This is a genomic window from Streptomyces sp. NPDC104096 (assembly GCF_055584385.1).
In genome coordinates this window covers 1-12,538 of the sequence record NZ_JBVJMD010000108.1, presented here as the reverse complement: position 1 = coordinate 12,538, position 12,538 = coordinate 1, and the positions used below count along the sequence as shown (strand labels likewise).

Genomic DNA, 12,538 nt, shown 5'->3' with positions numbered 1-12,538 from the left:
CCCGGGGGGGGGGGGGGGGGGGGGGGGGGGGGGGGGCGGGGGGGGGGGGGGGGGGGGGGGGGGCCGCCCCCCGCGCCCACCCCCGGTCCGGGGCGTGGGTCACCTGCTCCTCAGCCGGATGTGCAGCTCCCGCTCCTGGTCGCCCGAGGCCCCGCTCAGCTCGTGCACGGCGAACAGGTCGTCCAGGGTCATCCGGATGCGGTCGATCGCCCAGTAGCCGCCCTGCACGTCGGCCGTGACGGACCCGGCGAGCCGGGGCGGGCTGTCGCAGCCGTGCCTGTCGGCCACGTCGAACGTGCCGAGCCAGACCATGGGCCGCGTCTCGTGGATCTGCTGCGGTACGTCCTCGGCGCACCGGTCGGACTCGAAGCACGCGCACAGCGTGTCGAACACGATCCGGGCGTCCTCCTTGGTGCAGTCGCTGATCTCGACGGAGACGGACTGCGGGTGCGGTTCTTCCCTGTCCATCGTGGTCGCTCCTCTCCTGGCGGGGTGTGGGTACCACGGGTTCCCCGCGACACCGCGACCCTCTCCCCCAGAAAAGCACCACCGGTCGGCACGGACCACCGGCGCCGCCCCGGGGCGGGAGCGGGCCGCCCCGCAGAGCGGCGGACGGCCCCCACCCGGTCCCGCGGTCCCGGGGTCCCGGGAGACCTAGCCGCGGGTGAAGCGGTACGTCTTGCTGTCGGTCAGGACGCAGAAGCCCGGGGAGACGACGATGACCCGCAGGGTGCCGGTGCGGCGGTCGTAGTCGACGCCCTCCGCCTCGAACGTGCCCGAGCAGGAGCTGCGCAGCGGCAGCTGGCGCAGGGCGGTGACGTGGCCGGAGACGTCGGACGTGCCGTTCGCCTGACCGGACAGGTCGACCTGGAGGAGCGGCTTGGTGACGCCGAACAGGGTGCCCGCCGGGTCGTCGGAGGAGCACAGCAGCTGGGTCGAGGTGGTGAAGTCGCAGCCCTGGACGTCCCGCACCGGGTGGTCCAGGTCGACGGTCGAGACCTGCGGGAGGTTCGCGGACGGCGAGGTGGCCGGGTTGACGCCCGGGGTCGGGAAGACCAGGAAGCGCGTCATCGTGCCGTACTCGCCCGACAGCATCCACTGGCCGTCCGGCGAGATCGCGACCCAGGAGTTGTTCATCGCCTCACCGGAGCCGAGGGTGTGGACGTACTCCGACCAGCCGCCGCCCGGCGCCTGCACCCGGAACATCTTCGCGCCCCCGGAGTCCCGCTGGTAGGGCTCGACGTAGTGGCCGTCGTACGAGGCGTCGGGGTCGCCCACATGGTTCCAGCCGCGGCTGGAGACGCCGATGGGGATCGTGCCGATGCCCGTGTAGTGGTTGGGGCTTCCGGCGGGGACCTCCACCGAGGTCAGGCCCTGGCTCTCGGTGAGCGGGTCGGCGCGGTCGGAGCCGACCTCGGTCCAGGTGTCGGCGGCCGCCGCCTGCGGGGCGGCGGACAGCGCGACGACGCCGGCGGTGGCGAGGGCGACCAGGCCCGTCAGTGCGGCGTGACGACGTCGCCGGGCGGGACTCAGGCGCAGGGGCATGGGACGGCTCCTCCGTGGGGGTGGGGGACGCGTTTCGGCGGACAGTCTTCCGTCCTACTTTCGCCATGTACAGACCAACACGGGGAACGGCTGCCGTCCCGTACCGGAACGCTCGTCGTCCCGTACCGGAACGCCCGTCGTCCGTTCGGCGACCCCTCGTGCCCGTCCGGACACTCCGCGCGGTTTTCTCTCCGGCAGACGATCCGTCCGTGTCGAGGGATGGTGGAGGAGGGCCCGGGAGGCGTAGGAGAAGGGGTTGTGCGCGGTAGAACAGGGGAGTCGGCATCGAGACCGACCTGCCGCGCGGACGCCCGAAGGCGGTGCGTTTGATGGATGCAGCCGGATCACCGGCGGACCGCGACGGCGAGCCCGTGCGCGGGCCGGAACAGCCGAGCGGACTGCTCGACGTGCTCAACGTGGCCTCGGTGGTGCTGGACACCGAGGGGCGCATCGCGCTGTGGAGCCCGCAGGCCGAGGAGCTCTTCGGCTATCCGGCGCAGGAGGCGCTGGGGCGGTACGCGGCCCATGTGATGGTGCACGAACAGCATGTCGACATGGTCGTCAAGCTGTTCGCCGACGTCATGGCCACCGGCGAGGGCTGGGCCGGCGCCTTCCCGATCCGCCGCAAGGACGGCACCACCCGGCTCGTGGAGTTCCGCAACATGCGACTGCTGGACGACCGGGGCGATGTCTACGCCCTGGGGCTGGCGACCGACCGGTCGACCGTGCGCCGGCTGGAGCGGGACGTGGCGCTGACGGCACGGATGGTGGAGCAGTCGCCGACCGGGCTGGCCGTGCTCGACACCGAACTGCGGTTCGTGTCGGTCAACCCGGCGCTGGAGCGGCTCGACGGCGTCCCGGCCGAGGAGCACCTCGGTCGGACGTTCCACGAGGTGCTGCCGCTGCTGGACGCCGACGCCCTGGAGTCCGAGGCACGTCAGGTGCTGCGGACCGGACGGCCGGTTGCCCACCGCCGGATCATGGGCCGCACCCCGGCCGACCCGGACGAGGACCACGCCTGGGCGATGTCCCTGTACCGGCTGGAGGACGCCCGCGGGACCGTGCTGGGGGTGGCCGCCTCGACCATCGACGTCACGGAGCAGTACCGGGCGGGCGTCGAGGCGGAGGCCGCGCGGCGGCGGCTGGCCCTCATCGCCGACGCCACGGCCCGGATCGGCAGCACCTTGGAACTGGACCGTACGGCTCGGGAACTGGCCGACGTCGCCGTGCCGGAGCTCGCCGACATCGCGGCCGTCGACCTGCTGGAGGCGGTGGTGGAGGGCCGCCCCAGCAGTCTGGGCCCCGCGCAGGCGGCGGTCATCCGGGCGCTGGCCGTGCAGGCGCAGGACGCTCCGGAGGCGCTGGCGGCGGCCGACCCGGCCGGCCAGGTGGCCCGGTACGGACCCGACCGGCTCGTCACGGAGTGCGTCCGCACGGGCGAGGCGGTCATGGTGGCGCAGGTCAAGGACGAGGACCTGCCGCGCATCGCCCGCTCCCCCGCGGCGGCCGAGCTGCTGGCCCGGGCGGGCGTCCACTCGTATCTGGCGGTGCCGCTGATCGCCCGCGGCGAGGTGCTCGGCGCGCTCGACCTCAAGCGGGTCCGCAATCCGTTGCCGTTCGGCGAGGACGATCTGCTGCTCGCCCGCGAGCTGGCCTCCCGGGCGGCCGTGCAGATCGACAACGCCCGCTGGTACCAGAGCGCCCGCAACACCGCGCTGGCCCTCCAGCGCAGCCTGCTGCCCAGCCACCCCGCCGTCACCGGCGGCCTGGAGGTCGCCTCGCGCTACCGGCCCGCGGGCGCCACCACCGAGGTCGGCGGCGACTGGTTCGACGTCATCCCGCTGGACGGCGCCAGGACCGTGCTCGTCGTGGGCGACGTGATGGGCAGCGGCATCAGCGCCGCCGCCACGATGGGCCGGCTGCGCACCGCGACCAACACGCTGACCTCGCTCGGTCTCGACCCCGCCGTCCTGCTCACCCACCTGGACCGCATCACGGCGGGCCTCGACCACTACATCGCGACCTGCGTCTACGTCGTCCACGACCCCCGGCGGCGGGAGTGCCGGATCGCCAACGCGGGACACCTGCCACCGGCCCGGCTCCGGCCGGGCCGGGCCCCGGAACTGCTCGACCTGCCCACCGGGGCACCGCTGGGCGTGGGCGGTGTCGAGTTCACCACCGTCACCGTCGACTTCGCGCCCGGCGACCAGCTCGTCCTCTACACCGACGGGCTCGTGGAGACGCGCCGGCACTCCCTCGACGAACGCCTCGCCATGCTGCTCGCCCTGCTCGACGACCCGGCGCGCCCGCTGGAAAGCATGTGCGACCACCTGCTGGACACCCTGCACCACCCCGACAACCACGACGACGTCGCCCTGCTGGTCGCCCGGGCACGACAGGAACCTTGACCGGTCAGGGGACACGCGCCCGGGGCCCGTCGGGTGCCGTCAGCCGGGCCGCCCCGCGACGGCGTGCCCGACGCCCGCCGCCCGGACGGCCCTGGTCCCGATCACCACGTGCGCGTACAGCTCCTCCGACTCGACGAGGGAGGCGGTCAGCCCGGCACGGGTGAAGGCCTCCACGGCCGCCGGCGCCTGGCGCTCGCTGGTCTCGACGAACAGACAGCCGCCGGGGGCGAGCCAGTCGGGCGCCCCGGCGGCGACACGTCGCAGCAGGTCGAGTCCGTCGGCGCCGCCGTCGAGAGCGGTCAGCGGCTCGTGCTCACGCGCCTCGGCGGGCAGCAGCGCCACCTCGCCGGTGGGAACGTAGGGCACGTTGGCGGCGAGCACGTCGACACGGCCGCGCAGTCCGTCCGGGAGCGCCTCGAAGAGGTCACCCGTGTGGACGCGACCCGTGACATTGCGGCGGGCGCAGCGCACGGCGGCCGGGTCGATGTCGGCGGCGTGCAGTTCCACCGGTCCCAGGGCGGCGGCCAGCGCCGCGCCCACCGCGCCGGAACCGCAGCACAGGTCCACGACCACGGCGGCCCGCGGGACCCGGGCGACGGCCTGGCCGACGAGGAACTCGGTACGGCGGCGGGGCACGAAGACACCCGGCTCCACGGCGATGCGCAGACCGTGGAACTCGGCCCAGCCGAGGACGTGTTCGAGGGGCAGTCCCGACACGCGGCGGTCCACCATGGCGGTGACCTCGTCCGGCGTCCGGGCGGTGGTGAGGATCAGCTCCGCCTCGTCCTCGGCGAAGACGCATCCGGCGGCGCGCAGCGCGGCGACGGTCCGGGGGCGCAGCGGGGAGGACGAGGGCACGTGCATGGGCGGGGGAAGGGAGGAAGGCATGGAAGCCGAGAGCCTTTCGGAAGCCGAAGGGCGCTCTCGCGGTCAGCCGCGGTCGGTGGACCGTGCCATGGTGGCGAGGTGAGAGCACCCGACCTGACAAGCGGTAATGGGTCCCACCTCCTCGGTCCGCGTCGGCTGTGGCGGTCCGCAGCCGGACGGCTACCCTACCGCAGCGATGCGCGCCGAACGGCCCTCTCGGCCTCTTCGGTCCCCTCGGACACGTCGGCCTTCTCGAACGCGTCGGCCCCCTCGGCCCCTCGGGGGCGTTCGGCTCGGGTCGCCCCCTCGCGAGCCGGTTGTATTATGCAACCAGTGGGGGAGGGAGAGGCGCGCGAGGGAGATCAGGTGACAGCGACCGAGGCCGTGGAGACCATCCAGCGGGAAATGACGATCTTCGCCCGTCGTGCCCGCGCCTCGGCCGGCCGGATGCACCCCGAGCTGTCGCTCGTCTCGTACACGCTGCTCGGCCATCTGGAGGAGATGGACGGCTGCCGGGCCACCGACCTGGCCGCCCACTACGCCCTCGACAAGTCCACCGTCAGCCGCCAGGTCGCCGCGCTGGAGCGGGCCGGTCTGATCGAGCGCCGGCAGGACCCGGAGGACCACCGGGTCCAGGTGCTCCATCTCTCCGCGGCCGGGCGCGGCATCCTCCTCCAGGTCACGCACCGGCGCCGGGCCGCCTTCCGGGAGCGGCTCGCGGACTGGCCGGAGGAGGATCTGGAGCGGTTCGCCGGGTACCTGGAGCGCTACAACGCAGCGGGTACGACGCCGGCCGCCGAGGGCGACTGAGCTGCCGGGCGCCCTACGCCACCGCCACCGCCCGCTCCTCCGTCATCCGCTCCGGCACGCGCGCCGACAGGAACGCCGTCCGCATCCGCAGCCGGAAGCCGAGCGACTCGTACAGCCGGATGGCGCCGGCGTTGTCCGCACCGGTGTGCAGGAACGGCGTGTCGCCGCGTTCGCGGATGCCGTGGGCGACGGCCAGGATCAGCCGGCTCGCCAGGCCCTGGCCGCGTACGGCCGGGTCGGTGCAGACCGCGCTGATCTCGGTCCACCCCGGCGGGCGCAGTCGCTCCCCCGCCATGGCGACGAGCGCTCCGCCACGCCGTACGCCCAGGTAGGAACCCATTTCGATGGTGCGGGGCTCGAAGGGGCCCGGCCGGGTGCGGGCGACCAGGTCGAGGATCTCGGGCACGTCGGCGGGACCGAGCGGCACCGCCTCGGGGTCCGGGGCGGCGGCCAGGCCGTCGTCGACGAGCTGGACACCCGCCATGTGGAAGGTGATCTCCCAGTCGGGCGGGACCTGTCCGCGGAAGCCGAGCAGCGGGACCTCGGCCCCGGGGCCGGCCAGCGCGGCGAGATCCGCCCAGTCGTCGGCGTCCGGCTCGTCGGACAGTGCCAGCCAGGGCGTGACGTCGACGGGGTAGCGCAGCACCCGGCCGTGCCGTTCGGCGAAGTGGGCGTGCGGGCCGGTGAGGGCGGCGCGGGCGGGGTTGTCCAGGACGTGCGGTCGCGCCGGTCCGGCGGTGTCCGTGGGGCGAGCGGTGCTCATGCGGCGGCCTCCGGGACGGCCTCGGCCGACGCCCCGCTCCCGGTGACGGTCCCGGTACCGGTCCGGAGGTCGCCGTACCTCGTGACGACGCACGCCTTCGGCATCTGCTCCCACTCTCCTTCGCTGTCTTTCTGCGCTGTCGCGGGCCCACCGGTCGGGCGGGCGACCGGCACGGGGCACGTCACGTGCAAGGACGATCTCCGGTCCGCTATTCCCGGCCGGTACCGGGACGGCCGGGCCGGTGCGGGGCGGGTCCGGCTTGCACGTACCGTTGAATGAGCAAGCGATCCGTCCGCATCAGCTCGTAGGCAGGCACCGTCTCCCCCATGAACGTCACCCGAGGCTTCACCGGGCGCCCTCGCGTCCACAATCCGGGGCTGCCACCCGGTCAGTACGACGCGGGCGACGACTGGCCCGTGCTGTCCGCCGAGGTCACGCCGGACCTCGCGGCCGCGGACTGGACCTTCCGGGTGGACGGTCTGGTGGAGCGGCCGCACACCTGGGACTGGGCGGCGGCGCACGCGCTGCCGACCTCCGCCTACGAGGGCGACATCCACTGCGTGACGAGCTGGTCTAAGTTCGGGGTGCGGTTCGGGGGCGTGTCGCTGGACACGTTCCTGGCGGCCGTGGGCCCGCACGCGTCGGCCACCCATGCCGTCGCCTACTCGCACACCGGCTACACCGCGAGCCTGCCGCTCGCGGACCTGGCCGGCGGGCGCGCCTGGATCGCGTTCGAGTACGACGGGCGACCGCTGGCGGCCGAGCACGGCGGTCCGGCCCGGCTGCTGGTGCCGCACCTGTACTTCTGGAAGAGCGCGAAGTGGATCGCCGGGCTGACCCTCCTCGACCACGAGGAGCCGGGCTTCTGGGAGCAGAACGGCTACCACGCGCGCGGCAACCCCTGGGAAGAGCAGCGGTACTCCGGTGACTGAGACGACGACGGTGACCGAGACGACGGCAGTGACCGAGACGGCGACGACGACGGCGCGGACGGGGTTCGTTCCGCCCACGCGCTTCGCGGTGCCCGGCCGCATCGACGCCGGTGAGGCGTCGGCCGAGTGGCGGACGGCCACGCTCACGGAGATCCGGCGGGAGACCCCGCGCGCGGCCACGTTCCGGTTCGCGGTGCCCGCCTGGGCGGGGCACCTGCCCGGGCAGCACCTGATGCTGCGGCTGACCGCCGCGGACGGGTACGTGGCCCAGCGGCACTATTCGATCGCCTCGGCACCGGACCGCTCGGGGCACATCGAGCTGACCCTGGACCACGTCGAGGGCGGCGAGGTCTCCGGCTGGTTCCACACCGAGGCCCGGCCCGGCGACCAGGTACAGGTCCGCGGCCCGCTCAGCGGCTTCTTCGCCTGGCCCGGGGACCGGCCCGCCCTGCTGATCGGGGCCGGCTCCGGCGTCGTACCGCTGATGTCGATGGTGCGCCACCATCGCGAGCGCCGCCTGTCGGTGCCGCTGCGGCTGCTGGTGTCGGCGCGCGGTCCGCGGGAGCTCATCTACGCGGGCGAGTACGGCACCGAGACCACGCCGGTGTTCACCCGGACCGCGCCCGCGGGGGTGCCGGTGGGTCGCATGACGGCCGCCCATGTGGCACCGCTGCTGGCCGAACGTCCCGACGGCGGGTGGGAGGCGTATGTGTGCGGCTCCAACGCCTTCGCCGAGCACGCCTCGCGGCTGCTCGTGGCGGCGGGCCAGCCGGTGGACCGCATCCGGATCGAACGCTTCGGCTGACGCCGGGCCGGCTGCCGGCCTCTTCTGCGAGGGGCCCTCCAGGGCCCCGAGCAGCAGCCCCCATCCTGCCTCCGCCTCACCTACGCCCCGCCTCACGTCGCCTCCGATTCCGATATGTACAGATTTGGGATCAATATCCGCCGAATGGGGTACAACCCCCTGTGGCTCTCGCACGCTGCACGGAAGGAGTGGCGCACCGGCCGACGGGTACGGCTTCCCTCCGCCCCCTCGGCACCGCTGACGGCGAGGAGGTCGGCCGACATGCGAACCCGCATACGCTTGCGGCGCCTGCGGCGCAGTGCGCTGCGGCGGCGCTCGGACGTCGTCGAGGTGTGGACGGCACTGTTCATGACCGTCCTGCTGTGCCTGGGCGCACCCCTGGCCGGGGCGGCCGCAGGCTGGTGGGCGCACGGCGAGGCGCGGGCGCTCGGCGCCGCCCAGCGCGCGGAGCGCCATCGGGTGCGCGCCGAGGTGACCGGGCGGACGCCCGACACCCTGCCGTCCGTGGACGCCGGACGGCGGCAGACCTATCACGTGCCCGTGCGCTGGACGGACGACGACGGCAGGGTGCGCAGCGCCATGGCGCGGGTGCCGGCCGGGACGCTCCGCGGTGACATGGTCGACGTGTGGTTCGACGCGCAGGGGCGCAGCGTCGGGCCGCCGCAGGGCCGGACGGCGGTCTGGCAGCACACGCTCACCTCGGGGGTGTGCGCGGCGGGCGGCGCCGCCGCCCTCGTGCTCCTCGGGCAGGGCGTGATCCGCCGGGTGGCCATGCGGCACCGGATGACCGAGTGGGAACGGGACTGGGCGCACACCGAGCCGGAGTGGACACGACGTCACCAGTCGTGAGCCCGGCCCGCCCCGTTGAACCGTTTCACGGGGCCTGGCGCCCGCCCGGCGCGCGCACGTACGGTGTGATCAACCGTACGCTCCGTTCGCACCGAAGGCGGTTCTCGATGGCCCTGTTCGACCTCGCTCTCGACGAGCTCCGTGAGTACCGCAGCGAGTCCACCGAGCCGGCGGACTTCGACGCCTTCTGGTCGAAGACGTTGCAGCAGGCGCGCGAGCACGACCTGGACGCCCGCTTCGAGCCGGTCGACACGGGCCTCTCCACGGTGCGGGTCTACGACGTGACGTTCGCCGGGTTCGGCGGCCACCCGGTGAAGGCCTGGCTGACGCTGCCCGCCGCGGCCGAGGAGCCGCTGCCGCTGGTGGTGGAGTTCGTCGGGTACGGCGGCGGGCGCGGCCTGCCGCACGAGCACCTGCTGTGGGCGTCGACGGGCCGCGCCCACTTCGTCATGGACACCCGCGGCCAGGGCAGCGCGTGGGGCGGCGGCGGTGGCACCGCCGACCCGGTGGGCGGGGCGCCCGCGTACCCCGGATTCATGACCCGGGGCATCGACGCGCCCGAGAACTACTACTACCGGCGGGTGTTCACGGACGCGGTGCGGGCCGTCGAGGCCGCCCGGTCGCACCCGCTGGCCGACGCGGCCCGCACGGTGGCGCTCGGCGCCAGCCAGGGCGGCGGCATCACCCTCGCGGTGGGCGGCCTGGTCCCGGACCTGGTCGCGGTCGCCCCCGACGTGCCGTTCCTGTGCGACTTCCCGCGCGCGGCCACGCTGACGGACCGTCACCCCTACCGGGAGATCGGCCTCTTCCTCAAGACGCACCGCGGCCGCGGCGAGGACGCCCTGCGCACCCTGTCCTACTTCGACGGCGTGCACTTCGCGGCCCGGGGCCGGGCGCCGGCGCTGTTCTCGGCGGCCCTGGAGGACCAGACCTGCCCGCCCTCGACGGTCTTCGCGGCCTTCAACGCCTGGGCGCACGACGCCAAGGCGATCGAGGTGTACGACTTCAACGACCACGAGGGCGGCGGCCCCTACCAGGAAGCGGCCAAGGTGCGCTGGCTGCGGTCGTACGCCTGAGCACTGGGCGGGGACACAGGCCGCCGCCCGAGCCGCCGGGCAAAAACACAGGTAGCCTCGGACGGCCTTCCCTCCAGTCCGACCAGTCGGTACGTTCTTGGGGCCCGGGCCGCGGCGGTGCGGCCCGGCGTTCCGGCGGACGACGGAGGACACATGCCCGAGCAGCACGAGCCACGGGTCCACGGCCACTGCGACGCGCGTTTCGCGGCGGTGCGCGCGGCGTTCGAGGCGAACTTCCGCGAGCGGGGCGAGCTGGGCGCCGCGGTGGCCGTCACCCTCGACGGCAGGACCGTGGTCGATCTGTGGGGCGGCTGGGCCGACCCGGCGCGCACCCGGCCGTGGCAGCGGGACACCCTGGTCAACGTGTGGTCGACGACGAAGGGGCCGGTGGCCCTGTGCGCGCACGTCCTCGCCGACCGGGGGCTGCTCGACCTCGACGCGCCGGTGGCCGCGTACTGGCCGGAGTTCGCGGCGGCGGGCAAGGAGCGGGTGCTCGTACGGCATCTGCTGTCGCATCGCGCGGGCCTGGCCGGCCTGCGCGAGCGGCACACTCCCGCCGAGTTCTACGACTGGGAGCTGACCACCCGCCGGCTCGCGGCGACCGAGCCGTGGTGGGAGCCGGGGACCCGGTCGGGGTATCACGCGCTGACCTTCGGGCATCTGGTCGGGGAGGTGGTGCGGCGGGTGTCGGGGCTGCTGCCGGGCGCGTTCCTGGAACGGGAGGTGACCGGGCCGCTGGGCGTCGACTTCACCGTCGGGCTGCCGGAGAAGGAGGCCGGACGGGCGGCCGAGCTGGTACCTCCGCCGACCGCGTCGAGCAGCGAACGGGCGGCGGCCTTCAGCCAGTTGGCGCCCGTGGCGGTCGCCGCCCTGACCAACCCGCCGATGGGCGCGGCGGAGGCCAACTCGCCCGAGTGGCGGGCCGCGGAGATCCCCGCGGCGAACGGGCACGGCACGGCCCGGGCCGTCGCCACGCTGTACGGGATCCTCGCGGGCCGGGGCGCCTTCGACGGTCACCGCGTCCTGTCCCCCGAGGCGGCCGAGCGGGTGCGCGAGGGGCAGGGCGGCTGCCGCGACCTGGTCATCGGGGCCGGTTTCGCCCATGACACCGAGGCCGGACTCGGGCTGTGGCTCAGCGGCCCGAACGGCTCCTACGGGCCCAACCCGCGGGCTCTCGGACACGACGGCTTCGGCGGGTCCTGCGGCCTGGCCGATCCGGAGGCGGGGCTGTCCCTGGGATACGTCATGAACCGGATGGGGTCGAGGATCGCCGACGACCCGCGGAAGACGGCGCTGGTCGAGGCCGCGTACAGCGCACTCTGAGGCCGGGTGGGGCGCTGTGGCGGGTGAGGCGCGTGGGTCGGTTTCGGCCGAACCTGCGGACCGACCTTCCCAGCTGGTTTAGACCAATGGTAGATCTGGTCGCGCAATGAGCTCGCACGGCTACGTCTTGTCACCATAGGAGGCGCGGCATGGCCCGCACCACCCCCCACGACCCCGCCCACCCGCGAACCGGCGACCGCACGCCGACCGCGGACCACGCACGGACCGACAGCCGCGCGCGACCGGAGAACCGCGCGCGACCCGAGAACCGGACACGACCCGAGAACCGGACACCGGCCGAAGGCGGGACCCTGTACTGGCAGGTCGCCACCACACTGCTCGGCGAACTGCGGGACGGCACCATCCCGCCCGGTGAACGCCTGCCGGGCGAGCGGCGGCTCGCCGAGCGCTTCGGCGTCAGCAGGTTGACCGTCCGGCAGGCGCTGGAGGTGCTGCGGCACGACGGTCTGGTCTCCACCGACCGGCGCGGCAGTCACGCCGCCCTGACGGGCCGCCCGCTGGAGGACCCGGCCTCGCTCGCCTTCCCGGTCGGCGTCCGCAGCCCGGATCCCGGCGCCGTCGACCGGGCCACCGTCACCTGGGAGCCGCCCCCGCCGGACCACGCCCACGCCCTGGGCCTCGCCCCGCACCGGCCGACCCTCGTGCACCGCTACGAGTGGGCCGCCGCCGACGGGGGCGGCGGACGCTCGGCCGTGACCTCGTTCTCCGCCGTGGCGCTGTCCGAGGTGGCGGAGCTCGGCCGCTATCGCGACCGGGCCGACGGCACCGGCGCGGCCCAGCTCCGCCGGGCCTACGACTGGATGCGCAGGGCGGGCCTGACCCTGCACCACCGCGACTCCATCACCCGGCTGGACGGCGCGCCCTCGATGCGGGTGACCCGGCGCGTCCACGACCAGTACGCGCGTCCGCTGGAGATCACGGACCTGGTCGTGGACGCGCGGCAGGACGCCCTGGTGTACGAGTTCACGGTGCCGGCGGCCGGCTGACGGCCCGGACCCGCGGTCGGTCCTAGGTGTATTGATCACGAGCGTTGTTGACACTCGTTGGGCTTGATCATGGCGAAGACCTCCGGTGTGGTGGAGCTGTCTAGGACTGCACCGCACGGAGGTCTTCGTGTCCCACCGTAATGCCCGGCTGAC

General features: G+C 74.2%; 12 protein-coding genes. 8 read left to right on the top strand and 4 right to left on the bottom strand.

The genetic code is table 11. From position 1 onward, the window contains the following. Positions 1–99: 99 nt before the first annotated feature. Positions 100–468, bottom strand: coding sequence for a hypothetical protein (locus ACZ60B_RS41715; protein ID WP_469396991.1), 369 nt, complete (start codon positions 466–468; stop codon positions 100–102). A 186-nt stretch (positions 469–654) separates the two neighbouring features. After that, positions 655–1,545 (bottom strand): hypothetical protein, encoded by an 891-nt coding sequence (locus tag ACZ60B_RS41710; RefSeq protein ID WP_469396989.1) that lies wholly within the window; start codon positions 1,543–1,545, stop codon positions 655–657. Between the two features lie 329 nt (positions 1,546–1,874). Here ACZ60B_RS41710 and ACZ60B_RS41705 point away from each other — a divergent pair, with 329 nt between their 5' ends. Next, positions 1,875–3,953, top strand: coding sequence for a SpoIIE family protein phosphatase (locus ACZ60B_RS41705; RefSeq protein WP_469396986.1), 2,079 nt, complete (start codon positions 1,875–1,877; stop codon positions 3,951–3,953). 39 nt (positions 3,954–3,992) lie between these two features. Here the strand turns inward: ACZ60B_RS41705 and ACZ60B_RS41700 are convergent, their stop codons facing one another. Then, a complete protein-coding gene (locus ACZ60B_RS41700; protein ID WP_469396995.1) occupies positions 3,993–4,817 on the bottom strand; it encodes a putative protein N(5)-glutamine methyltransferase in 825 nt (274 codons plus the stop codon). A gap of 369 nt (positions 4,818–5,186) precedes the next feature. On the opposite strand from ACZ60B_RS41700, the gene ACZ60B_RS41695 reads away from it, so the two are divergent. After that, entirely contained in the window at positions 5,187–5,630 is a 444-nt protein-coding gene (locus ACZ60B_RS41695) for a MarR family winged helix-turn-helix transcriptional regulator (RefSeq protein WP_469396984.1), read from the top strand. A gap of 13 nt (positions 5,631–5,643) precedes the next feature. On the opposite strand, the gene ACZ60B_RS41690 is transcribed toward ACZ60B_RS41695, so the two are convergent. Then, positions 5,644–6,393, bottom strand: a complete 750-nt coding sequence (locus tag ACZ60B_RS41690) for a GNAT family N-acetyltransferase (RefSeq protein WP_469396981.1) — start codon at positions 6,391–6,393, stop codon at positions 5,644–5,646. A gap of 326 nt (positions 6,394–6,719) precedes the next feature. Here ACZ60B_RS41690 and ACZ60B_RS41685 point away from each other — a divergent pair, with 326 nt between their 5' ends. The 6 genes from ACZ60B_RS41685 (at position 6,720) to ACZ60B_RS41660 (ending at position 12,385) form a co-directional block, all read left to right on the top strand. Then, a complete protein-coding gene (locus ACZ60B_RS41685) occupies positions 6,720–7,325 on the top strand; it encodes a sulfite oxidase-like oxidoreductase (RefSeq protein WP_469396978.1) in 606 nt (201 codons plus the stop codon). Positions 7,326–7,353: 28 nt separating this feature from the next. Beyond that, entirely contained in the window at positions 7,354–8,130 is a 777-nt protein-coding gene (locus ACZ60B_RS41680; RefSeq protein WP_469396993.1) for a ferredoxin reductase, read from the top strand. A gap of 261 nt (positions 8,131–8,391) precedes the next feature. After that, the gene (locus tag ACZ60B_RS41675) at positions 8,392–8,979 is read left to right on the top strand and encodes an Rv1733c family protein (protein WP_469396976.1); all 588 of its coding nucleotides are present in this window, start codon (positions 8,392–8,394) and stop codon (positions 8,977–8,979) included. A gap of 107 nt (positions 8,980–9,086) precedes the next feature. Continuing rightward, the gene (locus tag ACZ60B_RS41670) at positions 9,087–10,055 is read left to right on the top strand and encodes an acetylxylan esterase (protein ID WP_469396974.1); all 969 of its coding nucleotides are present in this window, start codon (positions 9,087–9,089) and stop codon (positions 10,053–10,055) included. A gap of 153 nt (positions 10,056–10,208) precedes the next feature. Further along, on the top strand, positions 10,209–11,378 hold the full coding sequence (locus ACZ60B_RS41665; protein ID WP_469396971.1) for a serine hydrolase domain-containing protein: 1,170 nt from the start codon (positions 10,209–10,211) through the stop codon (positions 11,376–11,378). A 149-nt stretch (positions 11,379–11,527) separates the two neighbouring features. Then, positions 11,528–12,385, top strand: coding sequence for a GntR family transcriptional regulator (locus ACZ60B_RS41660; protein ID WP_469396967.1), 858 nt, complete (start codon positions 11,528–11,530; stop codon positions 12,383–12,385). Positions 12,386–12,538: the final 153 nt, after the last annotated feature.